The sequence below is a fragment of the Halomonas sp. TH-94 genome, assembly GCF_057473365.1.
The window spans coordinates 1-24,319 of sequence record NZ_JBYCKL010000068.1; the positions used below are offsets into that span (position 1 = coordinate 1).

27 protein-coding genes are annotated in these 24,319 nt (G+C 60.6%); 14 read left to right on the plus strand and 13 right to left on the minus strand.

Going from position 1 to position 24,319, the window contains the following annotated elements; translation table 11 throughout:
• Positions 1–150: 150 nt before the first annotated feature.
• Together AC2VNO_RS13650 and AC2VNO_RS13655 are read left to right on the plus strand one after the other, a co-directional pair.
• Positions 151–432: a type II toxin-antitoxin system RelE/ParE family toxin gene (locus AC2VNO_RS13650; protein ID WP_486934633.1), complete on the plus strand. Its 282-nt coding sequence runs from the start codon at positions 151–153 to the stop codon at positions 430–432.
• A gap of 11 nt (positions 433–443) precedes the next feature.
• Positions 444–731 (plus strand): HigA family addiction module antitoxin, encoded by a 288-nt coding sequence (locus AC2VNO_RS13655; protein ID WP_486934634.1) that lies wholly within the window; start codon positions 444–446, stop codon positions 729–731.
• Positions 732–832: 101 nt separating this feature from the next.
• Here AC2VNO_RS13655 and rimO read toward each other — a convergent pair whose 3' ends face one another.
• Complete coding sequence (gene rimO, locus AC2VNO_RS13660; protein ID WP_486934635.1) at positions 833–2,194, minus strand: 30S ribosomal protein S12 methylthiotransferase RimO; 1,362 nt, start codon at positions 2,192–2,194, stop codon at positions 833–835.
• Between the two features lie 277 nt (positions 2,195–2,471).
• Here rimO and AC2VNO_RS13665 point away from each other — a divergent pair, with 277 nt between their 5' ends.
• From AC2VNO_RS13665 to AC2VNO_RS13675, 3 genes are all read left to right on the plus strand, one after another.
• Complete coding sequence (locus AC2VNO_RS13665; protein WP_486934636.1) at positions 2,472–2,882, plus strand: SRPBCC family protein; 411 nt, start codon at positions 2,472–2,474, stop codon at positions 2,880–2,882.
• A 95-nt stretch (positions 2,883–2,977) separates the two neighbouring features.
• Positions 2,978–3,169 (plus strand): hypothetical protein, encoded by a 192-nt coding sequence (locus AC2VNO_RS13670; RefSeq protein WP_486934637.1) that lies wholly within the window; start codon positions 2,978–2,980, stop codon positions 3,167–3,169.
• An 89-nt stretch (positions 3,170–3,258) separates the two neighbouring features.
• A complete protein-coding gene (locus AC2VNO_RS13675; RefSeq protein ID WP_486934638.1) occupies positions 3,259–3,933 on the plus strand; it encodes a TVP38/TMEM64 family protein in 675 nt (224 codons plus the stop codon).
• A gap of 8 nt (positions 3,934–3,941) precedes the next feature.
• Here AC2VNO_RS13675 and AC2VNO_RS13680 read toward each other — a convergent pair whose 3' ends face one another.
• Both AC2VNO_RS13680 and AC2VNO_RS13685 read right to left on the minus strand, forming a co-directional pair.
• Entirely contained in the window at positions 3,942–4,754 is an 813-nt protein-coding gene (locus tag AC2VNO_RS13680; RefSeq protein ID WP_486934639.1) for a universal stress protein, read from the minus strand.
• Entirely contained in the window at positions 4,744–7,149 is a 2,406-nt protein-coding gene (locus tag AC2VNO_RS13685) for a Lon protease family protein (RefSeq protein WP_486934640.1), read from the minus strand. Before AC2VNO_RS13685 ends, AC2VNO_RS13680 begins: the two co-directional genes overlap by 11 nt.
• Before the next feature lie 148 nt (positions 7,150–7,297).
• Here AC2VNO_RS13685 and AC2VNO_RS13690 point away from each other — a divergent pair, with 148 nt between their 5' ends.
• Positions 7,298–7,903: a DsbA family protein gene (locus tag AC2VNO_RS13690; protein WP_486934641.1), complete on the plus strand. Its 606-nt coding sequence runs from the start codon at positions 7,298–7,300 to the stop codon at positions 7,901–7,903.
• Between the two features lie 24 nt (positions 7,904–7,927).
• Here AC2VNO_RS13690 and AC2VNO_RS13695 read toward each other — a convergent pair whose 3' ends face one another.
• The 8 genes from AC2VNO_RS13695 to pilB all read right to left on the minus strand — a co-directional run bounded on the left by AC2VNO_RS13695 (position 7,928) and on the right by pilB (position 14,059).
• Entirely contained in the window at positions 7,928–8,791 is an 864-nt protein-coding gene (locus AC2VNO_RS13695; RefSeq protein WP_486934669.1) for a DNA replication terminus site-binding protein, read from the minus strand.
• Between the two features lie 2 nt (positions 8,792–8,793).
• Positions 8,794–9,021: a DNA gyrase inhibitor YacG gene (gene yacG, locus AC2VNO_RS13700; protein ID WP_486934642.1), complete on the minus strand. Its 228-nt coding sequence runs from the start codon at positions 9,019–9,021 to the stop codon at positions 8,794–8,796.
• Positions 9,018–9,620 carry a dephospho-CoA kinase gene (gene coaE / locus AC2VNO_RS13705; protein WP_486934643.1) on the minus strand — a complete coding sequence of 201 codons (603 nt, stop codon included), beginning with the start codon at positions 9,618–9,620 and terminating at the stop codon, positions 9,018–9,020. The genes yacG and coaE overlap by 4 nt, the downstream gene beginning before the upstream one ends.
• Positions 9,621–9,636: 16 nt before the next feature.
• On the minus strand, positions 9,637–10,485 hold the full coding sequence (locus tag AC2VNO_RS13710) for a prepilin peptidase (RefSeq protein WP_486934644.1): 849 nt from the start codon (positions 10,483–10,485) through the stop codon (positions 9,637–9,639).
• Between the two features lie 9 nt (positions 10,486–10,494).
• On the minus strand, positions 10,495–10,686 hold the full coding sequence (locus AC2VNO_RS13715) for a DUF2283 domain-containing protein (RefSeq protein ID WP_234255683.1): 192 nt from the start codon (positions 10,684–10,686) through the stop codon (positions 10,495–10,497).
• Between the two features lie 3 nt (positions 10,687–10,689).
• On the minus strand, positions 10,690–11,019 hold the full coding sequence (locus AC2VNO_RS13720; protein ID WP_486934645.1) for a DUF4258 domain-containing protein: 330 nt from the start codon (positions 11,017–11,019) through the stop codon (positions 10,690–10,692).
• A complete protein-coding gene (locus AC2VNO_RS13725) occupies positions 10,952–12,184 on the minus strand; it encodes a type II secretion system F family protein (RefSeq protein ID WP_486934646.1) in 1,233 nt (410 codons plus the stop codon). Before AC2VNO_RS13725 ends, AC2VNO_RS13720 begins: the two co-directional genes overlap by 68 nt.
• Before the next feature lie 69 nt (positions 12,185–12,253).
• A complete protein-coding gene (gene pilB / locus AC2VNO_RS13730) occupies positions 12,254–14,059 on the minus strand; it encodes a type IV-A pilus assembly ATPase PilB (protein WP_486934647.1) in 1,806 nt (601 codons plus the stop codon).
• Between the two features lie 404 nt (positions 14,060–14,463).
• Between pilB and AC2VNO_RS13735 the strand changes: the two genes are divergently transcribed.
• The 3 genes from AC2VNO_RS13735 to AC2VNO_RS13745 all read left to right on the plus strand — a co-directional run bounded on the left by AC2VNO_RS13735 (position 14,464) and on the right by AC2VNO_RS13745 (position 17,165).
• Complete coding sequence (locus AC2VNO_RS13735) at positions 14,464–14,829, plus strand: pilin (RefSeq protein ID WP_486934670.1); 366 nt, start codon at positions 14,464–14,466, stop codon at positions 14,827–14,829.
• A gap of 581 nt (positions 14,830–15,410) precedes the next feature.
• Positions 15,411–16,553: a hypothetical protein gene (locus AC2VNO_RS13740; RefSeq protein ID WP_486934648.1), complete on the plus strand. Its 1,143-nt coding sequence runs from the start codon at positions 15,411–15,413 to the stop codon at positions 16,551–16,553.
• 84 nt (positions 16,554–16,637) lie between these two features.
• Positions 16,638–17,165 (plus strand): anti-virulence regulator CigR family protein, encoded by a 528-nt coding sequence (locus AC2VNO_RS13745; protein WP_486934649.1) that lies wholly within the window; start codon positions 16,638–16,640, stop codon positions 17,163–17,165.
• Positions 17,166–17,221: 56 nt separating this feature from the next.
• Here AC2VNO_RS13745 and AC2VNO_RS13750 read toward each other — a convergent pair whose 3' ends face one another.
• Positions 17,222–17,926 (minus strand): Crp/Fnr family transcriptional regulator, encoded by a 705-nt coding sequence (locus tag AC2VNO_RS13750; RefSeq protein WP_486934650.1) that lies wholly within the window; start codon positions 17,924–17,926, stop codon positions 17,222–17,224.
• A gap of 345 nt (positions 17,927–18,271) precedes the next feature.
• Between AC2VNO_RS13750 and AC2VNO_RS13755 the strand changes: the two genes are divergently transcribed.
• Complete coding sequence (locus AC2VNO_RS13755) at positions 18,272–18,652, plus strand: histone-like nucleoid-structuring protein, MvaT/MvaU family (RefSeq protein ID WP_486934651.1); 381 nt, start codon at positions 18,272–18,274, stop codon at positions 18,650–18,652.
• Between the two features lie 42 nt (positions 18,653–18,694).
• Here the strand turns inward: AC2VNO_RS13755 and AC2VNO_RS13760 are convergent, their stop codons facing one another.
• On the minus strand, positions 18,695–19,537 hold the full coding sequence (locus tag AC2VNO_RS13760) for a helix-turn-helix transcriptional regulator (RefSeq protein WP_486934652.1): 843 nt from the start codon (positions 19,535–19,537) through the stop codon (positions 18,695–18,697).
• Positions 19,538–19,895: 358 nt separating this feature from the next.
• Between AC2VNO_RS13760 and AC2VNO_RS13765 the strand changes: the two genes are divergently transcribed.
• The 4 genes from AC2VNO_RS13765 (at position 19,896) to AC2VNO_RS13780 (ending at position 24,307) form a co-directional block, all read left to right on the plus strand.
• The gene (locus tag AC2VNO_RS13765; protein WP_486934653.1) at positions 19,896–20,192 is read left to right on the plus strand and encodes a hypothetical protein; all 297 of its coding nucleotides are present in this window, start codon (positions 19,896–19,898) and stop codon (positions 20,190–20,192) included.
• Positions 20,193–20,198: 6 nt separating this feature from the next.
• Positions 20,199–20,681, plus strand: a complete 483-nt coding sequence (locus tag AC2VNO_RS13770) for a hypothetical protein (RefSeq protein ID WP_486934654.1) — start codon at positions 20,199–20,201, stop codon at positions 20,679–20,681.
• Positions 20,682–21,411: 730 nt separating this feature from the next.
• Entirely contained in the window at positions 21,412–22,806 is a 1,395-nt protein-coding gene (locus AC2VNO_RS13775) for a Fic family protein (RefSeq protein ID WP_486934655.1), read from the plus strand.
• A 70-nt stretch (positions 22,807–22,876) separates the two neighbouring features.
• Positions 22,877–24,307, plus strand: a complete 1,431-nt coding sequence (locus tag AC2VNO_RS13780; protein ID WP_486934656.1) for an MBL fold metallo-hydrolase RNA specificity domain-containing protein — start codon at positions 22,877–22,879, stop codon at positions 24,305–24,307.
• The last annotated feature ends 12 nt before the right edge of the window (positions 24,308–24,319 follow it).

Below are 24,319 nucleotides of genomic sequence, written 5' to 3' on the forward strand. Positions count from 1 at the left end.
AAGAACGCCGCCCCTGTCTATGAAGAGAGGGGCGGCGTTCTTTTGTGTGGATTGGGCTAATTGTGAAGAGCGAGTACTATCAGTAAATGTATAACGTATTGCGTTATATGACGTGATGCGTTATATTTTTCCTTAGGATGAGGATGTTGAATGATCAAGAGCTTCAAGGACAAGGCTGCCGCCGCCATTGCTGATGGCAAGGTGGCACGCAGGCTGCCCCAGGGCATGCAGCGTAACGCCTTGAAGAAGCTGCGTCAGCTTGATGCTGCTGCCGCTCTTGATGATCTTCGCATCCCACCAGGCAACAGGCTCGAGGTGCTACGCGGTAACCGAGAAGGTCAATATAGTATTCGTATCAACGACCAGTGGCGCATATGCTTTCGCTTCGATGCCGGCAATGCCTACGATGTCGAAATCGTCGATTACCACTGAGGAGGTGGGCCATGGCTGAACGTCTACCCAATATCCATCCGGGAGAAATTCTGCTGGAGGATTTCATCGAACCAATGGGGCTGACCAAGAACGCTCTAGCTACCGCCATAGGCGTACCGGCTACACGCATTGGAGAAATCACCCGAGGCGCACGCTCCGTCACGGCTGATACCGATCTGCGCCTATCCCGCTACTTTGGCACCAGTGAAGGCTACTGGTTGCGACTTCAGAACGCCTACGATCTGGAAGATGCGAAGCGGGGGCATGCGTATGCGGGGATCAAGCCGCACGCAGCTTGAGGCCTTGTACGCTTTCCAAGTATGGCGGTAGTTTGCTGAGAGGTAGCCCCTCATCAAGGGACTACCTCTTGGGCGCTTTGCTCGTAAATGAGCAAGACTTTCTATGCACCATAAAAGTCCATGAACTTCACGGGCTGACTTTCTTCTATCACCTCTGCCCAGAGATCATACTCATCGGCGTTGGTTACGCGGGCACGAACCACTTCTCCCGGTCGCAGGGTGCGCTTGGCATCCAGGAACACCATGCCGTCGATCTCGGGAGCGTCCGCTTCGCTGCGGCCGATGGCGCCTTCCTCGTCCACTTCGTCCACCAGCACTTCGATTTCTCGTCCGATTTTCTGCTCGAGGCGGGCAGCGGAAATCTGCTGCTGATGCGCCATGAAGCGCTCCCAGCGCTCCTGCTTCACTTCATCCGGTACCGCTTCCAGCCCCAGCTCGTTGGCGGGGGCGCCATCCACCGGTGAGTACTGGAAGCAGCCCACGCGGTCGAGCTGCGCTTCGCTCAGCCAGTCGAGCAGGTACTGGAAGTCCTCCTCGGTTTCGCCGGGGAAGCCGACGATGAAGGTGGAACGGATGGTCAGCTCGGGACAGATTTCGCGCCAGCGCTTGATGCGGGCCAGGGTCTTGTCCTCGAAGGCGGGGCGCTTCATCGCCTTGAGTACCTTGGGGCTGGCGTGCTGGAAGGGGATGTCCAGGTAGGGCAGGATCTTGCCCTCGGTCATCAGCGGAATCAGCTCGTCTACATGGGGGTAGGGGTACACGTAGTGCAGCCGCACGCGAATGCCCAGCTCCGAAAGTGCCTCGCAAAGCTCGGTGAGGCGCGTCTTCACCTCGCGGCCGTGCCACTCGCTCGCAGCATAGCGCAGGTCCAGCCCGTAGGCGCTGGTGTCCTGGGAGATCACCAACAGCTCCTGCACGCCGGCCTTGGCCAGGCCCTCGGCTTCACGCAGCACGTCGCCCACGGGGCGGCTCACCAGCTTGCCGCGCATGGAGGGAATGATGCAGAAGCTGCAGCGGTGGTTGCAGCCCTCGGAAATCTTCAGGTAGGCGTAGTGGCGCGGAGTCAGCTTCACGCCCTGGGCTGGCACCAGGTCGATGTGCGGGTCGTGCTGGTGCTGGTGCGGGGCCGCCTCGTGGACGGCGCCGACCACACGCTCGTACTGCTGCGGGCCGGTTACCGCCAGTACGCTAGGATGCACCTGACGAATCGCGTTCTCGTCCACGCCCATGCAGCCGGTGACGATCACCTTGCCGTTCTCGGCAATGGCCTCGCCGATGGCATCCAGCGATTCGGCCTTGGCGCTGTCGATGAAGCCGCAGGTGTTGACTACCACCACATCGGCGTCGTCGTAACTGGGCACGATTTCGTAGCCGTCGGTACGCAGCTGAGTCAGGATTCGCTCGGAATCCACCAGCGCCTTGGGGCAGCCCAGTGAGACGAAACCGACCTTGGGTGTGGACATGTACTACCTCAGTGGAAAAATGAAAGGCAAATGCCTGCGCGAGCGAATCGCTGTGTTGCTGCGGTGCTCATACCAGTCACATATACCCCATATGCTCCTGGTACTGTGCTCCTCGCGCCTAGCGCTTCATCTCGCTCGGCGATTTGCTGGGTTACCGTGGGCAAGGGCTTGCATGAGCGAAGATTAGCTATCTTCGTTAGCGATCATGCAGCAGGACAGGTAACCTGCAATGTGAAAGTGAAGCATTTTAGCGTCGAAGTGCAGCATAGGGAACCGCATGGCCACGATCGAACACAGCGCAATCCTCCCGGCACCGCCGGAACGAGTCTTCGCCCTGCTGGAGCGGGTCGAGGATTTCGTCGACTACTCCGATCTGATCGAGCGGATCGAGCCCCTTGGCGGTGAGCGCTATCGCTGGCACGTACATGCCGTGGGTATGGACTGGACCTTCGATGTGGCCATTACCGAAAACCGGCCGCCCGAAGTACTGGCATGGGAGTCGGTGGAAGGCGTATACAACCAGGGCTGCTACCGGCTCAGCCCGGTGCCGGAGGGCACGAAGGTGTCGTTCACCCTGACCTACACGCTGCGCAATCGCCTGGTCGAGAAGGCCGTCAGCAAGGCAGCCAAGCCGCTGGTGAGCAAGGTGAGCCGGCAGATTCTCGAGCGCGTGGAAGAGCGCCTCTGATGCGAAAAAAAGTTAGACGGCTATATTTTTCTTTTTCTCGGTGAGGACTACACTCGTCTTGACGAGGCCGCGTCGGTCTCTGAGAGGAATCCAGCGTGAGCGTTATCAAGGGTTTTATGTGGTGCCTGGCGGTGCTGTTCGCTCAACTCGGGCTGCTGCGCTATATCGATCTGCGTGTCGCCACGATGCAACGCCTGAAGGAATCCCCACTCGAGCCAGCCGAAGGCTCGGTAGCGATCGAGGCGCCTCTGGAGCCTCTGGAAAAGCAGGATAGGCTTGACGCTTGACCCAAGTCCCGGTGAACTAAGCCCGGGCAAGAAGTGACCTCTCGAAGCGGGCATGGCACCATTGGCACAAACCGAATGGATATTTGCCGATGCCGAATGACTCGTCACTTCGCCGACACTGGCGCTGGGTTGCCGTGGGCGCCAGTGCCGTCATGGCCGTCTACGTGTGGTTCTGGCACTCGCCTGATCTCATGGCCGTGCGTCATTGGTTGGAAGAGGCCTCACACTACCCGCTGGTCATCATCGGCGTCATGCTGATCATGGCCGTGACGCTGGCCATCGGACTGCCCGGCAGTATCGGACTGTGGCTCATCGCGCCTTTCTATCCCCCCCATATCGCCACCCCAATGCTGATTCTCGGCAGCGTGAGCGGTGCGCTGGGCGCCTACTACCTGGCTGCGCGGGTCGGAAAGCGTTGGAACCCGGAAGGGTTGACCCGCAAGATCATGGAGATGCTCACGAAGCGAGGCGACCTGCTGACACAGTGCGCCCTGCGGGTCCTGCCCGGCTTTCCGCATTCGGTCATCAACTATGCCGCCGGTCTGTGCCGCTTGCCGCTCGCCACCTTCATCATGGCCGCCGCCCTGGGCCTGGGCATCAAATGGGCGGTGTACGCCAGTGCCATTCACAGCGGGCTGCAGGCAGTTTCCCGAGGCGACGACCCCATCACCCTGGATCTTTTGCTGCCGCTCATCGCCTTGGCCTTGCTCCTGCTCATCGGCGCGTGGATGAGAAGGCGGGTGGAAGAGAACAAGGAGCTTTGAGGATAGGGTCAGGGCACGACCAGGATCGGTAACGGCACCCTTGCCAGCCATTCAGCGTCCTCGTTCAAGAGACTTTCCAGCTCCTGGCGGTGAAGCAGCAACCCCCCCGCGTCGGCATGGGAGAGGCGCCTTGAAAGCTCGCTGGCGCGACACAAGGGGAGAGGGGTGCCTGTCTCGAATAGCGCGGACAGCCATTCCGCCATGCCAGCCGATGCCTCGGGGTCGGCAGCGCCATTCGTCCCCTCGGTGGCGTCTTGCAGCCAGCGCAGCGGGCCAGGCTTGAAGGGGTGGCGTTCGTCCCAAAGCAGCACCGTGCAGGGGGCCATCATGATCAAACGGCGGCTGGTCGAGCCAAGCCGGGTTCCCCAGCGTTCGGTGGCGCCTGCCTTGCCCAGCACCAGCAGATCGTCCGGCCCGGCCATGGTCAGGGCGGCGGCCGCGACTTGGCCGCGGGCGACCTCCAGGCGGTGGGGCAGGCTACGCCCGGCCACGGCGAGGGCCAGCGCACGATTTACCCGCTGCAGCTGCCGGGCAATGCTTGTTTCCAGCGAAGCCGGACTGAGCGGGCGAGGCAAACCCGACTGCTCGCCTATCTCGCAGGAGAAGGGAAAGGCGGCGCAGGTCAGCAGGTCCAGATCCTCCACGTAAAGCGCTACCAGCTCCGTCTGGCGCTGGCTGGCGAGTTCCACCGCCGCTTGCAGGGCTCCCAGGCTATGGCGCGAGGCATCGAGCAGGGCCAGTACGCGAGCGGCCTTGCGCGGTGGCATGCCCCCGGAATCGGGCACGTTGAGGTCATCATCGAGGGCGTCGTCAGTCGTCATCGCTGTGCTCCTCATCGGCGGGGCCGTTCTGCCGGGTTTTGTCAGCACGCCTCTTCACGGCTTGGTGGAAGGCTTCCAGGCGCTCGACCACTCGGGCGTTCAGGCTGTCGGCAGGGTAATGACCGGCGTCGTCGCGCTCGCCCGGCGTCATGCCGGTAAGCAGCTCCAGTGCCTCATCGATGTGCTCGATGGCATAGACGTGGAAGTCCGCGGCGGTGATGGCGTCGCGGACCTCCTGCTTGAGCATCAAGTGCTCCACGTTGGTGGCCGGCAGCAGCGCACCGTGACCTTTCACACCGCCACGGGCCTGGCAGATATCGAAGAACCCCTCGATTTTCTCGTTGACCCCACCCACCGCCTGCACGCGGCCGTACTGGTCGATGGAGCCGGTCACGGCAAAGCGTTGCTCGAGACCAACCCGGGCCATGGCCGAAACCAGGGCGCATACCTCTGCCACGGAAGCGCTATCGCCTTCGATGCCGCCATAGGATTGCTCGAAAGCCAGGCTGGCGGAGAGCGAAAGCGGCGTGTCCGGGGCATAGCGGCTGGCCAGGAAGCGCGACAGGATCATCACCGCCTTGGAGTGAATGCGTCCGCCCATCCGCGCTTCGCGCTCGATATCCACCACCTGACCGGGGCCGGGCCGTGCGGTGGCCGTGATTCGAGCCGGCTGGCCGAAGGCGTAGTCGCCCAAGCTCATCACGGAAAGACCATTGATCTGGCCTACCTGGGTGCCTTCCAGCTGGATCGCCACGGTGCCGCGAACGATCGCTTCGTGGCTGCGTTCGTGAATGCGGCTCGCTCGCCACAGCTGTTGGGCTATCGCCTTTTCGACATGAGCCCGGGAAATCACGTCGGCATTCTGCTGCCCGGCCCAGTGATTGGCCTCTTCCAGCAGGTCGCCCAGGGCTCGCTGCCGGGCCGTCAGCCTGCTTTGGTCATCGGCCAGGCGGCTGGCGCGCTCTATCACGGCCGCGACACCGCTGCGGTCCAGCGGTCGCAGGGCGGCCTCGCGGGCCAAGGTCGCTATCATGCGGGCGAAAAGCGGCTGGTTGCCGTGGTTGCGCTCCAGCTCGTCTTCCAGGTCGGCCTGGACCTTGAACAATTCGACAAAGTCCGGGTCGTGTTCGCACAGCATGTAGTAGAACAGTCGCTCGCCGAGCAGCACGACCTTGATGTCCAGCGGGATCGGCTCGGGCTCCAGCGTCGTGGTGCTGATCAGCCCGTAGGCCTGCTCCAGCGACTCGGTTCGAATCTCGGCGGCGCGCAATACCCGCTTCAGGGTTTCCCAGGCTCCGGCCTGCATCAGCAGGGCGCGCACATCCACCACCAAGTAGCCGCCATTGGCGCGATGCAAGCCTCCGGGGCGTATCAGCGAAAAATCGGTGACCAGGGTGCCGTTGTGCACGTGGTGCTCGATACGCCCCACCAGGTGCTGATGGGTGGGCAGGTCGAGATACACCACCGGCGCCCCTTCACAGCTGGTGTTGTCGACTAGCAGGTTGATCAGGAAGCGGCTGAAGATCGCCTCCGGTGAAATCTCCGGCTCCTCGGCGATAAAGGAATCGACGTACAGCAGCATCGCTTCGCGCAGTGCCTTGAGGTGCTCCTGAATGCCGTCGTGGTCGGCATAACGCTCTTCCAGCTCCGCCAGCGGTGCGGCAATGGCGGTCAGCAGCATCTCCTCGTTGAGCGCCGTGACCTGCTCACGTAGCTGCTTGGCCAGGCGCGGCATCTGGCGAATGGCCTGGGTGAGCTTCTTCTGCAGTACATGGACAGTGCCCTCGATCCGCTCACGCTCGTCGCGCTCGAGCTTCTCGAACGCCTCTGGCGCCATCATCTCTTCGTTGGCCGTGGCCGGGGCGAACGTGAAGCCGTTGGGCGTCGAGAGCAGCATGATGTCGTGCTCCCAAGCCTCGCGGCGTATCGCCTCGATCAGGTCGCGCTGGCGCTCGCTCATGGCCTGCTTCAGTTCATGCAGCCGGTTCTGATACTCATCGCCCTCGAACACCGCAGGTATGGCGCTGCGCAGCTCCTCGGCCAACTGCTCCAGGTCGGCACGCAGAATCCGGCCCATGCCGGTGGCCAGCAGCAGATGCCGGGGCTGGCTGGGTTCATCGAAGTTGTAGCGATAGGCGATATCCGGAGGGGTGGGCTGGTCGCGTGAACGCTCGCGGAGAAAGCGGCCCACCATCTGGTGTTTACCGTGGCCGGAGTGGCCCAACACATAGAGGTTGAAGCCCTCGCTGCGCATGTAGGTGCCGAAATCCAGTGCATCTCGGGCGCGGTCATGGCCGCTGAGCATGTCCAGCGATTCCAATTCGCTGGTCGACTCGAAGTCGAAGGCGTCCTCGGGGCAGGCGCGATACACCTGGGTGGCTGTCAAAGGCTCCATGGGGGGCACCGGCATTCCTCCAGATCTTCTAATAGAGCACAGTATGGAGGACGCGAGAGCCGAGTGCATGACTTCAGTCAAGCCTTGTAAAGGGGCTTGCGCTCAAGCCCAAGGAGGCCGAGGCTGTAGCGAAACACGAGGAGTCAACATGACGTTCACCTTCTGGTTCGAATTTGCCAGCACCTACTCCTATCCGGCCGCGATGAAGCTCGAGCACCTGGCAGCGGAGCGGGACATCGAGGTGCGCTGGCAACCGTTCCTGCTGGGGCCGATCTTCCAGGCTCAAGGCTGGAACGATACACCCTTCAAGCTTTACCCGGCCAAGGGCCGCTATATGTGGCGCGATGTGGAGCGTTTGTGCGACCGCGACGGCATTCGTTTTCAGCAGCCCTCACAGTTCCCGCGCAGCGGCCTGTTGCCGGCTCGTATCGCCAATTGGCACGCGGAGGCATCCTGGGTGCCGGCCTTCGTGCGCAGCGTGTACCGCGCTAATTTCGAATACGACCAGGATATCTCCCAGCCGGAGGTCATCGGTAACTGCCTGGCGGAACTCAATCTCGACGCCGAGGTGCTGCTGAAACAGAGTCAGCGTCCCGAGGTGAAGGAGTCGTTGCGCAAAGCGACGGAGAAGGCCCAGGAGCTGGGTATCTTCGGTGCGCCGTTCTTCATGGCCGGCAACGAGCCCTTCTGGGGTTATGACCGCATGGAACAGGCGCTCGACTGGTACGAAGCGCGGATGGACGACGAGGAGTGATTTCGCCGCCTTTTCAGACAACGCCTAGCGGTAGCGATAGATCCTGAGGGAAGGGAGATAGGGGGTCTCTTCCAGCTTTTCGTCGCTGCGCCTTGCGCGGGTGCGGCTCTGCGGCGGGTTAGCCGGTGGCAGGTTGTGGTCGGGCAAGCGGCCGCGCGGGGCGGGTAGAAACAGCGGCAGCGCCACATTCATGGCGCGGCGGGTGCGACCATCTTCCAACGGCTCGCAGTAGAACAGGTTGGCGCGCATCAGCGGCGCCTGGCTCTGCACCTGTGCCAGCGGTTCGCTGGAGGGCAGGGCGGCCAGCTTGCGCAGCTGTATGCGAATGTGTGGGGCATCGCTGTCCAATGCCAGCAGCTTCTGTTCCACCTCGCGTACCGTCAGCCGCTTGATGGAGCGCCCGCTCGAGTACCAGGCCAGACGAACCCGGGCTACCGGGGCTTCCGCCACGGGAATGGCCCGCCAGCACTGCTTGAGATGCAGCCTGGCCAGGCCGCTGCCCCGCAGGTGATCGTGCAGCTGCGGGTGGCGGAAGGGCAGTACCGCCTTGGCCTCGGCCAGCAGCGGCGGGTGATGGTCGCGTACATGAGCCAGCTGAGCGGCGAATTCGGCCTTGGCGGCGTTGACCGCGGCCACGCCGGCCATGAGCGCATCGTCGGCGGCCACCAGCCCCACATGGCTACGGGTGGCGCGGCCGTCCTGGCCATCGGTGTACCAGAAGTCGAGCAATGCCCGGCGTAGCCATTCAGTACTGGCCTCGGCCTGAAAGGCCCAGGCTTCAGCCGGCGAGGCGGCATAGGTGTCCAGTAAAGCCTCGCTTCGCTCTATCAATCTGTCGAAGGCAGCCTCGAGCTCAGCGAGCAGCCGGTAGGACGGCGCCGGCGCCAATGTCACCGGTCGTCGCCACGGTCGGCGCGGGCCAACCACTCGTCGATGTTGCTTTCGTCCAGCGCAGGCTCTCCGGCGATACGATGCGATTCGTCGGCCCAGGCGCCCAGGTCGATCAGCTTGCAACGCTCGCTGCAGAAGGGGCGGTACGGGTTGCTTTCGCTCCACGCCACCTTCTTTTTGCATTGCGGGCAAGCGACCATCAGCGGGCGTTGATTGTGTTGACTCATGGAATCCTCATTTCTCGGTAGCGTCGGTCCAGTTCGGCCACCTGGATGGCAAGCTCATCTTCGCTACCGGCATTGTCGATGACATCGTCGGCGCGGGCCAGGCGTTCGCTGCGTGGCATCTGAGCGGCCACGATGGCGCGGGCCTGGGCTTCGTCGACATCGTCACGGGTGGCGGTGCGGGCGATCTGCAGGCTCTCCGGTACATCGATGACCAGGCAGCGGTCCGCCATTTCACTCTGCCCCGACTCGAACAGCAGCGGCGACACCAGCAGTACGTACGGGGCTCCCTCGGCCTGCAATCGCTCCAACTGGGCAATGATACGCTGACGAATACGTGGATGGGTCACCGATTCCAGCCAGCGCCGCTCGCGCTCGTCGGCAAACACGATCTCGCGCAGTGTGCGGCGATTCAGGCGGCCGTCTGCCTGCAACACGCGCTCGCCGTAGCGCTCGGCTATCTCCGCCAGCGCCGGTTCGCCGGGTTCGACCACCTCGCGGGCCACATCGTCGGCATCCACCCAGGGTGCGCCCAGGGCTGCGAAGGCGTGCGCCACGGTACTCTTGCCGGAAGCGATACCGCCCGTTATCCCAACGATCAAAGCGATTCTCCAGGCATCAGAAAGTAAAGCCGATATAGACCGCCATCAGCGGCTCGCCGACCAGCAGCGCGATCATGCCGGCACTGGCCAGGAAAGGGCCAAAGGGCATGGGGGCGCCGCGCAGGCGGGGCAAGGCAAGCTGCAGGGCAATACCCACGATAGCGCCCACGCCGGCAGAAAGAATCAATACCATGGGCAGGTACTGCCAGCCCAGCCAGGCGCCCAGGGCTGCCAACAGCTTGAAATCGCCGTAGCCCATGCCTTCCTTGCCGGTTACCAGCTTGAACAGCCAGTACACGCTCCACAGGGCAAGATAGCCCGCTATTGCGCCGATCACCGCACTCGGCAGCATCAGCGGTTGGTACAGCAACTGATAGAGCAGGCCGGCCCACAGCAGCGGCAGGGTAATCACATCCGGCAGCAGTTGGGTACGCAGATCGATCACCGCGAGAGCCAGCAGTGCCAGGCAAGCGGCATACACGAACAGGCCCGGCCAGGTGACGCCATGAATGGCCATTACAGCCAGTGCCAGGAAGGCCCCGGCCAGTTCCACCAGTGGGTACTGCGGGCTGATTCGTGCCTCGCAGGCGGCGCATCGGCCGCGACGCTTGATCCAGCCGATAACCGGAATGTTGTCATGCCAGGCGATGGGCGTTTCGCACTGCGGGCAGATCGAGCGCGGCACCAGGAGATTGAAGCGCGGCGAGGCTTCGCCGGGCAGCTCCAGTGCCTCGCGGGCCTCGGCCCGCCAGCCCAGCATCAACATCACCGGCAGGCGCACGATCACCACGTTGAGAAAACTTCCCAGGCAGAGGCCGAACAGGAATGCCAGCGGCCACAACAACGCGGGGGGTAGGTTAACCAAAGCTTTTCCTCAAGCCGCCTCGCTTTTGAGTAGCGGCCAGGCACCTTGCTTGGACGCATCGAGGATAACCACTTCCACCAAAGTGCCGTCCTCGGCATAGCTGACATGGGTATTCCAGTCCTGAGACATTTCCTTCACGATGGGCTTGTCAGACAGATGTAGCACAAGGATGTCATCAGCTTCGTCGTAAATGGTTCTCATCTGCTATTCCTCCCAGCAGAAGTGATGCATGATCGTCTTGACGATAAGTCTATCCTCAAGCACTACTGCGGCACAGATCAGATTGTCTTGCCTTTCGGCTACGTTCATTGCGCTCCAGAGACGCTCTGAGTCCTTATAGCGGGTTTCGCCATTTTCCAGTAACCGCACCAATAAGGTCTCAGATATGTTGCGCTCTGTCATACGTTCACTGGCATGACGCGTTACATGCACATAACGTCCGAACCGCTGGCAGTAAGCGCCTTGCTCACAGTACCGTGCCCAGCTCGAAGATCGGCAGATACATCGAGACCACCAGGCCGCCGACAAGCACACCCAGCACCACGATGATCAGCGGTTCCAATAGCGAGGTGAGGGCGTCGACCTTGTTGTCGACTTCCTCTTCGTAGTAATCGGCCACGCGATTGAGCATGGCATCCAGCGCGCCGGACTCCTCGCCGATGCCTACCATCTGCACCGCCAACGCCGGGAAGCGCTCGGTCAGGCGCATGGCGAAGTGCAGCTGCTGGCCGGTGGCCACGTCCTCGCGGATCTGGCGCGTGGCACGTTCATACACCAGGTTGCCGGTAGCACCGGCGGCTATATCCAACGCTTCCACCATGGGCACACCGGCGCCGTAGGTCGTGGCCAGGGTTCGGGAATAGCGCGCCACGGCGGATTTATCGAAGATATCGCCCAGCACCGGCACCTTGAGCAGGAACGCATGCACGCGGTAAGCGAACGATGACGAACGCTTGATACCCAGACGCATCAGGTAAACGAAGGCGATCATTGCGCCCAGGCCCCACAGCCAATACTGCTGAGCGAACTCGGAAAGGGCAATGGTCATGCGGGTCATGGCCGGGAGCTCGGCGCCAAAGCCATGGAACAGACTTTCGAACTGAGGCACCACCTTGATCAGCAGCAGCGCGGTGACGCCGATACCCACCAGGATCACCGCAATGGGATACCACAGGGCCTTTTTTACGCGGCCCTTCAGCGACTCCACCTTCTCCTTGTAAGTGGCAATTCGATCCAGCATCCGGTCCAGCGAACCGGAACTCTCCCCGGCCTCCACCAGGTTGCAGAACAGGCTATCGAAGTGATCGGGGTGCTGGCGCAGCGCCTGGGAAAAGTTCGAGCCGGCCGCGACCTCGTTCATCATCTGCTGCACCACGGCGCTCATGGCCGGCTTGCGAATACTCTCCGCCACCACCTGAAAGGCCTGCAGCACCGGCACGCCGGCACGTATCATGGTGGCCATCTGACGGGCGAACAGCATCACATCACGGGGCTTGATGGTGCCCATGCCGCCGCCCAGACCACCCTTGCGGCGCACCCGCTTGACGATGATGTTCTGGTTGGCCAGTTCGCGTTCCACCTCGAACTTCTCGGCGGCGACGACTTCGCCGCTCACCAGCCTGCCGCCAGGACCCTTGCCCGTCCAGCGCCAGCGATACAGTTTCAGCTTCCGTGGCGTTTTTGCCGTTCTGGTAGCCATAGGTTCCCTGCTGCTCATGAGACGTTTATATCACCGGCGAACATACGCGCGAATTGAACGTTTGTTTTATCAATCTTTGGTGACGCGGTTTACCTCGGTCAAGCTCGTGACCCCTTGCATCACCTTCAGCAAGCCGCTGCGTCGCAGGTCCGGGTGTCCCTCCTCCCGCGCCAGTCGGTCGAAATCCATGGAATTGCCGTTACGCATGATCAGCTGGCTCATCTCATTGCTGATCGGTACTACCTCATAGATACCCACGCGCCCCTTGTAGCCATGCGTACAGTGCTTGCAGCCTACCGCTTCGTAAACGGTGGCGCTATCCACCTCCTGGTCGGTGAAACCCTCCTGAAGCAGCGCCTCGCGGGGGATCTCCGCCGTCTGCTTGCACTGCTTGCACAGCCTGCGTGCCAGGCGCTGGGCAATGATCAGGCTTACCGAACTGGCAATGTTGAATGGCGGCACGCCCATATTGGCCAGGCGGGTCAGAGTTTCAGCGGCGGAATTGGTATGCACCGTGGACAGCACCAGGTGGCCCGTCTGCGATGCCTTGACGGCAATCTCCGCGGTTTCCAGATCGCGAATCTCGCCTACCATCACCACGTCCGGGTCCTGGCGTAGAAAGGCGCGCAGAGCACTGGCGAAATCCAGGCCGATCTTGGGCAATACGTTGACCTGATTGACCCCCGGCACCTTGATTTCCACTGGATCCTCGGCCGTGCAGATATTGCGCTGCACCTCGTTGAGGATGTTCAGTCCCGTGTAGAGGGTTACCGTCTTGCCGCTGCCGGTAGGGCCGGTGACGAGAATCATGCCCTGGGGGTGATCCAACACGCCCTCGTAGAGCTGGCGCTGTTCCGGCGTGAAACCCAGGGCATCGATACCGATCTGGGCCGATGTGGGGTCGAGAATACGCAGTACGATTTTCTCGCCATACACCGTAGGCAGCGAGTTGACACGAAAATCGATCGACCGGCTCTTGGACACCTTCAGTTTGATGGCGCCATCCTGGGGCAAGCGGCGCTCGGAAATATCCAGCCGCGCCATCACCTTCAGGCGTGCGGCAATGCGTGCGCGCATGCCGAAAGGCGGGCGGGCGGCCTCTATCAGCATGCCATCTACCCGCATGCGCACCCGGTAGCTGGTTTCATAGGGCTCGAAGTGAATGTCCGAAGCGCCGCGACGGATGGCATCCAGCAGTATCTTGTTGACGAACTTGACGATGGGCGCCTCGTCGGCGCCGCTGGAGGCTGCGGCGGCGCTGTCCTCGCTGATATCCACGCCTTGCTCGAACTCGAGTTCGCTGACGGCATCGTCCACGCCGGCCAGCTCTTCCATCATGCTGGCTTCGTTCTGGGCCAGGTAGGCTTCGAGTACCGGCATGAGCTGATCGACCGGGCACAGCACCGCCTCGATGCTCAGGCCGGTAGCGAACTGCAGTTCATCCAGCTTAGCGAGCGTGGAAGGATAGGGCACGGCAACCGTCAGCCGGTGGCCACGGCGATTCAGCGGCACGACGCACAGCTTGCGCAGCAGCTTGTCGGGGTATTCGTTGGCGGCGGGTAGGCTGGCCAGGCGCAGCGCATCCAGGTCGATGGCCGGCAGGCCGTACTCCCACGCCGCACACAGCGTCGCCTGCCGTGCGGTCACCAAACCGGATTCGATCACATGCTCCATCAAGCTGATTTCGGCCTCGCGGGCCTCATGCTCGGCGCGTTCCGCCGCCGGGCGGGAAAGCAGAGCGTATTCCACCAGGCGCCGGGTGAAACCGCGCAACCCATCGAGGTTGGGGGCGTGATCGGAAGCCGCATTGCCGGCCGGTGCATGCCCGGCAGGCGCATGCGAGGAGGCGTTAGGCTCGGTTCGATAGTCGTTCATGGCGCCTCAGTCGTCAGGGCCACGCGGGCGTGAGCGTAAGGTATGCCAGCATTCTAGCCCGTTGATAGAGGACATCCCACCCGCATTAACATTCTAGTGCCTTGCGTAATTAACGCATGCATGCATTATGATGAGATAAACCTCATGCCTTCGTAGGGTGAGCTTGCGGGGGCAGGATGTGTAAATTAATGTGGCGACAAGACCCTAGGGTCGCTGCAGTGAAGCAGATTCGAGCACGCGGTACGAAGCTCGAGCTAGAGCGGTAAGGGGTGGGGCAAGGCCGTGAGCAGGCTCACGACGAAAAAAGCGACCGACAGGTCGCTGCGTAATCGCCCAAGGGCTGCCGGGGCAGCCATGTGGGCACCAGAGAGCAGGGGACAACGGCGATGATCATGAAAGAATTGATGCAGAAAAAGACGACGGCGAAGCACGGCCAGGGTGGTTTTACCCTGATCGAGCTGCTGATCGTGGTGGCGATTATCGGTATTTTGGCGGCGATTGCGATTCCGCAATATCAGGGATATACAGAGCGAGCCGCTCAAGCTGCTTGTCAGTCTGAAGCTAGTGCATATATAACCGAAGCTAGGTTAAGACAGGCAAACATCGGCGAAGATTCAATGATCGAAAATATTGAGGTAGGTGCTTGTAGCACTATTGTCATTAATGACGACGACGGCACTGTTACAGCTACTATTGCGGCTGGGGAAACAGGAGCTGGGACAATCGTATTGCCGGGCGGGGATTGGGGAGCTCTTTCCGGTGATGGTTAATGAGGGTTTGTTGGATTAAAGTTAGGTAAGATTTCATTTTTCTTACTCATTGATTTACCAACCTAGCATGAAGCACCACAGCGGCCGACAGAGATGTCGGCCGCATGCATGAGGGGAAGCCAATTTTTGGACAGTGATAAAAATGATAAGCGAGGGCTTTAACTCAGCATTAAATTTATAGAATGAAGATTCTCTGGTCCCATCTGGCTGGCCGTGACCTTCCCCAGCCAGCCGACAACCATCGCAAATGCCATGCGATAAGGCAAGTTCAGAATTTGGCGCCGGGCCGGAGGGCGCGCGGGAAGGTGTATAAGCTCCTCTCGCGGCGGTGAGTATGGTAAAGCGGAGCGCATTATAGCCACATTTATACCTAGTATTGGTTGTAGTCCTTCGTCCTCGTAAACTCAAGCGGCTAAATCAATTTTGCGGCCTGCGTCGGCAATGGCCTTTTTGCAGGCGCGTGCGTTAGCCTAAGCGCTTCTATACTTTACTTAACCTCTCTCATTTTCGTGCGTGACGTCGGGTTAGCTATTGTGTAAAGTTATGTATAATTTTGTGCGAAGCTTCACCCGGAGGTGGTCATGGTAGGAGCAAAACGCCAGCAGGGCGCGGCGCTCGTACTGGTGCTGGCATTGCTCAGCATGTCCCTGATGCTGGGTTTGTCCGGGTTGAGCGGAAGCCTCGTGAACGAAAGGTTGGCAGGCAACTACCGCACTGCAACGCAGGCGCAAATGTCCGCTGAGATGGGTGCGGCAGCCGGTATCACCGTGCCTGTGAAGAACTTTCTGGGGCAGGACCCGGTTCTCAACGGTGAAAGCATATGGTCAGCTTGGCAGAATGACCGTGAATCACGATATCGCCATCGGTATGCCATGCTGAACCTGGCAGGCATCCAGGCTGCAATGGATGATGGCTTGTTGCCACTCTTCTCTCCGCCATCAGGAACTCGTTTCCTGATTGGGCATGGCCAGGTCAACGATAGAGTTGGCAATGTCGACCGCTACATCGTCGTCAGCTACGGCGGTGGCCATGCGCCAAACCTGGACGCTGTATTTACCTGTCTAGGGCTTGAATGCTCCCACGATGCAAGCGGGCATCTTCATGGTCAAGACCATCCGTTGCCCCCAGATTTCAACTGCACGGGCGCTGGCTGCCGCACCACTCCGGAGCCAGATAGAGATATCGAAATGGACGTTCCCCCCTTCGCTCATTTTTCACCGAGCCACACGGATTACGCTGCCAAGCGCTCCTTCTGGGAATCATTCATCGATGAGCTGCCCGCACCAGATGCCATTTTTTCAAGCGGTCGCATAAGCTTCGACGGGACTCGTGAAGCACCCTCTGTAATCGAGATAACCGGGAATGTACGGATGAACGGCAATCAGGCAACTGCCGGTATCATCATCGTACGCTCTGGTGCGACCCTGGAAAGGGCTAATGGAACGGCTCATCATGAGGGGCTGATTTTGGTTGAAGAGGGCGGTCAAGTGGAGGTTGCCACAGGCACGTTCAATCTCTACGGGGGTATCGTTATGCTGAAACCGGAAGAGGCGACAGGTGAGGGTGGCGAGGGCGGGGGAAGGCATGGCCGTGGCAATAACAGCTCTGGTTCAGACCTCGATGCCTCTGGGAATTCTGCTTTGCGGTATAGCTCTGCTGCGGTGTCGCTTCTCGATCAATTGCTGCAAGGGGGAAGCATACCGACTGGGTGGCTCGAACTTTAAGTCTCTAAAACTAAAGCCCTCCTCACTCCCTGCGCATTCCTTGCCTAAGCTGTAAGAAACCCAGCGGTAAGGAGTGCGATGCCTATGGCCAAACGAATAATTCTTCACGGTACTGCGGCTCTGGTACTGGCCGCTGCTCTTATGGCCAATGCACAGCCCGCTGACAGCCGTGGCCAAGGGCAAGGTCAAGGTCAAGGTCAAGGTCAGACAAGAGGGCAGGCTCACGATTCGGCTCCAGGCCAGCAGGGTCGTGGCCATACCGGCGAACGCGCATCCCAGGGTGGCGCTGGTAGGCAGGGCGAAGCACGCTCCGGGCGTGAGACCCGTTACGGGCCACGGATCGATGAGCGCGAAATACGCCATCTATTGCTGGAGCGCCGCGATTGGGTCGAGCTCGATCGCAGCCGCGACAACCTGCCGCCGGGCATTCGCATGAACCTCGAACGGGGCAAGCCGCTACCGCCGGGTATCGCCAGGCAGCTCGACGAGCGTATATTGCGCGACCTGCCGCGTTATCAAGGCTATGAATGGCAGCGTGTCGGCCCCGATGTCATCCTGGTCGAAGCCGCCAACGCCATTATCCACGAAATACTGCGCGATATTTTCTACTGAGTTCTCAGTTCTCAGTTGTCGTTGCCGGTTGTCGTGGTCAGCTATCGTGGCGGTTGCTAGGGGTGTCCGGCCAGGCTTTCCTGCTTGAAATCTCCCAGTGCCGCCAAGGCAGGCCAGTCCATGATGCGGATCTGCTTGTGGTGCTCATTCTCGATCAGGCCCTTGCTCTTGATCTTGGTCATGGAGCGGCTGACATGAACGCTCGAAAGACCAAGCACGTCGGAGATCTCCGTTTGCGTCAAGGGGAAGAAGTAACGCCCTTGAAATGTCAGGCCGGCCGCATGGGAGCGGGCATAGCATTCACATAGCAGATTGGCGATACGCCCTTCAGCGCTGCGCCGTGAAACGTTGACGATCCAGTTCATGGCCACGCTGTAGCTCATGTGTGCCGATGCCTTGAACAAGCGCAATATACGCGGCCTTTCGAAGAGACGCTCGACGCTCTCCGAATCGATGGTCATGTAGCGCACCGGCGTAATGGCCCGGATGGAAAAATCCATGGTATTGGAAAGGCCCTGGCCGTTATCGCTTACATCGCCGGGTAGTAGAAGAGAGGTGATCGGCCTGCTGCCATCGCGTAGTACGCGGTAGCGGCAGGCCCAGCCCGCATCGATGAGGTGTAGGCAATCGAGTACGTCGCCTTCACGTGCCAAGTGGCTGCCTTTCTTCACCTCCCGCATGGGGCTGGTGTGGCTATCGAACAGCTCTTTGTCTTCCTCGCATAAGTCCTTGCGAGCCTTGAAGTTATGAAACAGATACATACCTTCCTTAGCGCTTCCATCAGTATTGCTGTCACGCTCAGTGTAGCAAATGACTAAGCGGCAACAACCTGGCCGATCGAACAATGCTGCCCTTGCTTAGCGCTGCGGCAATGCGCCACGGGGTTGAAAGCGGTGAGATCGAAAGACGAGTTGCTTAGGCGATAGCTACCGTTTTTTTATCTGCGGCGGCACTCGGTATCGCGGCTTCTCGAGAGCGTTTTGCCTGTCTATTTGACGTTGCCGATAATGTGGTTGAAAATAACCCGAAGAGTTGTCATTTTGTCCGGGTTGTTGTATTTATAGGCCGCATCCCGCAAATCTCCCAGATCATTTACAGGAACGCCGATGTCCCTTCTTAGCGAATTCATGCAGAAAGAGCAGCAGCTCAAGCAGCTTCAGGCTGAAATGGAGCGGCTGCAAAACGACGATCGCCTGAAGGCCGAGCTGCAGTTCAAGGACAAGCTCGAGTCTCTCATGCGTGAGTTCAACAAGAGTTCTTCCGATGTCATCAACCTGCTGGAGCCGCAGGGTGGCAAGTCAGCGCCGGCCAAAGCAGCCGCCGCTACCGGTAGCGGCCGCCGCAAGCGTAAGCTGAAAATCTACAAGAACCCCCAGACGGGTGAAGTCGTGGAAACCCGCGGCGGCAATCAAAAGACGCTCAAGGCGTGGAAAGATGAGCACGGTTCCGACACCGTGGAAGGCTGGCTGGTACGCGTCGAGTCTTGAGGTGTAGTTGCCGGGCCGCCTGGGCCCGGCTTCTGGAGCCGATTACTGTCCGTGCCGTTGCTTCTTTATCTTCTGTACGGGCAGTCGCATTACGATGTCATCCGCCGCCCATTCCACCTGAAGCGCTTCACCCGTGGCGTGGTAGTGCTTGGCCGGCAGTCCTTCGGATATCAAGTAATGAAGGACATCGTTTATGTCCTCCAGGGCTTCGAGTGCGACGCAGGCGTAGTACTGAGAAGGTACCTTCACTACTCGGAATGAGGGCGGTACGGGTATGCCCGGCGCCTCATGCTGGTTGACCAGCGGACCTACATCGATTCGCTCCGTGTCACAAGGCAGCGGTATGTTATGCATCAAGGCAAGCATTCGCCCGCTCTTCAAGCGCTCGGAAAGCCCCTCGGTGCCTTTGGCATGTTGGCGCCACTTTTTCAGCATGCTCAGGTTGGAACTGCGGGCAGGGTGATAAAGCCGAGTCACCAGCGCGTGGCGAGCAGGCATCTGGTGTATTTCAAACGCAGGCGCCTCTCGAGTATTCTGCTTGCAAAAAGGGTTACCACCTAGTTTCAAACGTATCGCCTGGCGGTATTGGCGTGGCGTCTGATTGTGGTATCGTTGAAAGGCCCGGCTGAAGGCAGAGTGATTCTGATAGCCGCACCGGGTGGCAATGGTTTGTATCGGTAAAGGGGTGAAGGCCAGCAAGCGTGCCGCCTTCTCCAGCCGCAAACTGTCGCGGTACGCGCTGGGGGACAAGCCAAAGCACTGCTTGAACCTGCGCCGCACCTGAGAGGTGGAGTAACCGAGTCGGCTGGCGAGGTCTTCTATTCCCTTTTGGCTTTCCAGGTGGTCTTGCAGCCAGATCTCCGCCCGCATCATCTCGTTAAACATAACTGTCCCTTGCGTGATTCAGCAGCAGTGCCTCGTTTGCTGCATCTGCCAATACACGGTGCCCTCACTGGCGTCTGGGCAGAGGCCTGCAGGCATAACGCCCGCGTTTTTTATAGTTTTTCTGGATCCCTTTATGCGCTGTGGCGGGCGCCAAAGGCAAGTTTGGTTACCAGGTTTGACCGTTTGTGCATAATATTTAACGGGAACGATACGCATCTTCTGTTAGCGAGAGCCCGTTGCCTTCAGCGTAGTGCATGCACAAACCTTCGCTACTCAGTGGTTTGGCGGTATACTCGGGCCCTTCACCCGCAGGTACCGCAAAATTTTTTTATAGGTACTTGAGTAAAATCGGATAAAGATGAAAAACCAGAAACCCAACCGATCGATGGATGAGCGCGAGAAGCTGCGCAAGTTCCGCGAGCTCGACGACGCCTTCGCCGAGGCCCTGCGCGAGCTGGAGAAGCCCAATTCACGGCTGGATATCCCCACAGGGCCGCCCGTGCGCAGCCTGGCGGATCTCGAGGCGGAAGAGCAGCAGCAGCGTCATGAAGTTTTCGAGCAACGGCTCAAATCGCTGATGAACGAATATGCCCAGCCCAGGGAGAGCGTGGCCATTCTGCTTCGTACCATGCAGTCTCTCGGGCGTATCGCTTGAGTTGCAATGACCTATTTCCTGGTGATGGGTAGCCTGGCGCTATCCGTCTTGTTTACCTTTGGCTGGGCGCTTTCACGCCTGCTGCACTGGGTAGCTTCCGGCTTCGCCCCAGGGGGCGGAAAAAAGACGGCCAAACCTCGACGTACAGCGGCCAAGCCCCGAGCGAGTGCGCGTACCAGCGCAAAAGCGGCCACCAAGCCCAAGGCCGGTAACAAGGCGAGTGCCAGAGGAAAGGCAGCGGCCAAACCCGCTGGCGAGCCCTGGCGCATTACCCGCCTGTTGGCCGAATGGCACTCCAGCATGGCGCTGGCTTTGGTGGCGGCATTCACCTATCTAGTGGCGCGCCTTGCCGAGCACGGCATGAGCTATCGCCCACCTCATACGCTACCTGGCGGTTTCGAAACCCTGCTTGCCGGCCTCGGTTGGCTCTCGGCCAGCCTGATCCTGCTGGCGCTGCTGCATCTCCTGGCGGTGTGGCGCTGCCGTTGATCCAGCGTCGGTCAGCTGTATGGCATGGGTTTGTAACACGAAAGACTGGCAGCGACCTCATGATCCAGAACTAATTGAACAACTGCTTGAGTTGTCAAGATAATTTGCGCGCAAGTAGCGGTAGAGCATCACGCGCAAGTGCCGTAGAATTCGGCTATTCCAATAACGATACCCGGCAGGGAGAAGGGGAGTGCCGTACGAATCGTTAGCAGGCGATTCGTAGCGCTGCCTGAAGTGTCGAGCCCCAGCTCGACTAGGGAACGAGAAAGCACTGCCCAGGGCTTGGAGCGCCTGTGGCTCTTTCATACGCGATTGCGCACGCCCCGTCCCGGCACATGATATCGCTACGTGACCAGGGCCAGGGAAACGCCCGGAACAATCCCTGGGCGGTAGCGTGCCTGGGCGGTGGCTGGCGAAGAGGGAGTTACCATTCAGGTTCTATGCTCGGCCAGGTTCGGTTAAGAAAAAATGGGCAAAATGCCAGTAAGTGAAAATTTTGTTGTTCAGCTGACAAAAAAATGACCGCAGCAGGCGGAAGTGAAAGCAAGCATTCGGTCGGGCGCTCGAACCAGACCAAGCAAGGCAGAGCGAACGAGCCCAGCCCGAGTGAGACAGTGCATGAAACGGCTCGCATGAGACGGCTCGTATGAGGGCAGTAGGCTACGAACACATTCGCCAAGCCCATGGTTTGAGTGCTTTTCCCCCCGAGCGGCCTGCATACGTTCGGCCAGTGACGCGCTTAGCCCAGATAGAAGGCGGCCTGGCCGTCCCGGCCAATCGAGCGCCGGAGCAGGACAGCCTCCTGGAGCACCTGCTGTTCGCGCTCAAGCATGAGGGGGTTGAGCTGGCCATACTGGCTGAGGTGCTGCCGAGGCTCGACCCCACAGAATTGATAGCTGCGCTACGTAAGGCCCCAAATGGTGCCTATCTGCGCAAGCTGGGCTTTCTCTTCGAAGCATTTACCGGCTCGCAGCTCGATTATCAGCCGGAGGTGCGCGGTAAAGCCGTGCCGCTGTTCGACCCACGCGCCTATGTGACCGGGCCGGTCCGGCGCGATTCACGCTGGCGTGTCGACTTCAATGGACTGGGCTCGCTTGCGTGGTGTGCCACAGTGCGACGTTCGGCGCAGATCGAGAACCTGTTGCGGGAGGATATCCTGGCGCAGGCAGCAGAGTTCATCGAATCTCTGCCGGCGGAAACGCTGGATCGAGCGGTGCAGTGGGCCTATCTCAGCGAAACCCAGTCATCGTTTGCCATCGAGCGCGAAGCCCCCTCTGCAGACAAACAACAGCGTTTCGTACAGCTGCTCCAACAAGCCCATGAGCCGCGTGAGCTCAGCGAAGCCTATTTAGTCGAGCTGCAAAACGCCGCGATAGACAACCCATTCGACAAGGCCTTCGGTTTTCGCGAGGAACAGAACTACCTGCACAACGGGGCGCGTGGGGCGCTAGGAGTCAGCTATTTGCCGCCGCCACCTCCTCTCTGCCATGAGCTCATGCACGAGCTGCTGGAGTTTGCCAATGGCAGCGGCCCAGTCGTGCCGCCTCTTGTCGCGGCAGCCGTCACGTCATTCGGCTTCGTGCTGATACATCCTTTTATGGATGGCAACGGGCCCATCTCTCGCTTCCTGGTGCATCAGCAGCTATGCCAGGCGGGGGTACTGAGGAAGGGGCTGCTCTTGCCGGTTTCGGTGGCCATGAAACGGCATGAAGCCGAATACCTGGCAGCGCTGGAGGCGTTTTCCCGCCCCGCGCGTGAGCGCTGGCGGGTCGAGTGGATCGATGCGGAGCATCATGAGTTCAGCTTCACCGGTAGCGAGGTGATTTACCGCTACTGGAACGCGACCCCCGCAGTCGAGTTCCTGCTGCGCATGGCCAAAGCCGCGTTGGAGAACGATCTGCGAGAAGAAACGCGCTACCTCGAGCGTTTCGACAAGATCTACCAAGCCGTCAACGCACGCTACGACATTCGCGGGAGCGATCTCGCCAAGCTGATCATGCAGTGTCTGAGTCACCACGGGCGGCTGTCGAACAACCGCCGTAAGCAATATCGCTATCAAGTGCCGGAAGCTGCGCTCGATTTCATCGAAAGCGAAGCCCAGTGCATTCTGAGAGACGATAGTTAGCAAGGCCGGGCTAGAGCCAAAACATCGAAGCCCCACGATCAATCCGATCAATAATGAACAAGACGACTTCATGAACATTCTCCACCACGGCGGCGGGGCGGGCGTCACCGGCAGCTGCCACCGCCTGCAAATTGCCGAGGATCGCGCCCTGCTGGTGGATTGCGGCCTGTTCCAGGGCCAGGATGCCGAGCGCATCGACAGCCTGGAGCAGCACACCGTGCGCTTCCCGGTGGTAGACGTGCTGGCGCTGGTGGTCACCCACGTGCACATCGACCACATCGGCCGGCTGCCCTACCTGCTGGCGGCGGGCTACAAGGGGCCGATTCTCTGCTCGGTGCCCTCGGCCCGGCTACTGCCGTTGGTCATAGAAGACGCGCTCAAGATCGGCTTCACCCGCGACCGCGCCCTGATCGAACGCTTTCTGGCCGAAGTGGAAGGGCGCCTGGTAGCGCTGGAGTACAAGCAGTGGCACACCGTACTCGACGACGAGCGCCACCGCATTCGCGTCAAGCTGCAGCGCGCCGGGCATATCCTCGGCTCCGCCTACGTGGAAGTGGATACTCAGGACAAAGCCAGCGGGCAGAGCCAGCGCACCGTATTCTCCGGCGACCTGGGCGCGCCCCACGCACCGCTGCTGCCGGCACCCAAGCCGCCGTACCGGGCCGACGTGCTGGTGCTGGAAGCCACCTACGGCGACCGCCTGCACGAAGACAGAGTTCACCGCCGCCAGCGGCTCGAGGCCGCCATCGACAGAGCGCTGGAAAATGGCGGCACCGTGGTGATACCCGCCTTCAGCGTAGGCCGCACCCAGGAGCTGCTCTACGAACTGGAAGGGCTGATACACGACGCACGCAGCGAACGCTGGCGCGAGCTCGAAATCATCGTCGACTCACCCCTGGCCGCACGTTTCACTGAAGTTTACCGCGAGCTCAAACCCTGGTGGGACGCCGAAGCCCACCGGCGGCTGCGCAGCGGCCGCCACCCGCTCAGCTTCGAGAACCTCTACACCGTAGACGACCACGAAGCCCACGAGCGTACCGTGGCCTACCTGGCCGAGAGCGGCAGGCCTGCGGTGGTGATCGCCGCCAGCGGCATGGTCAGCGGCGGCAGGGTGGTCAACTACCTCAAGCGCATGCTGAGCGACGAGCGCCACTGCGTGCTCTTCACCGGCTATCAGGCCCAGGGCACCCCGGGCCGCAACATACAGCGCTACGGGCCCAGCGGCGGCTGGGTGGAACTGGAGGGCCGGCGCATCGAGATACGCGCACGGGTCGAAACCGTGAACGGCTACTCCGCCCACGCCGACCAGCACGACCTGCTAAACTTCGTGCGCCGTATGCGCCACCCGCCACGGGAAGTGCGCCTGGTACACGGCGACACCCACGCCCAGGCCGCACTCAAGGCCAAGCTGCTGGAATGGGCCGAAGGGGCGGGGCATGAACTCCAGGTAACAGCGGCCGCAGAGTTAGCTAGACGAGCAGAGCCCGCAGCACTGACTTGAGGAGCATAGGGA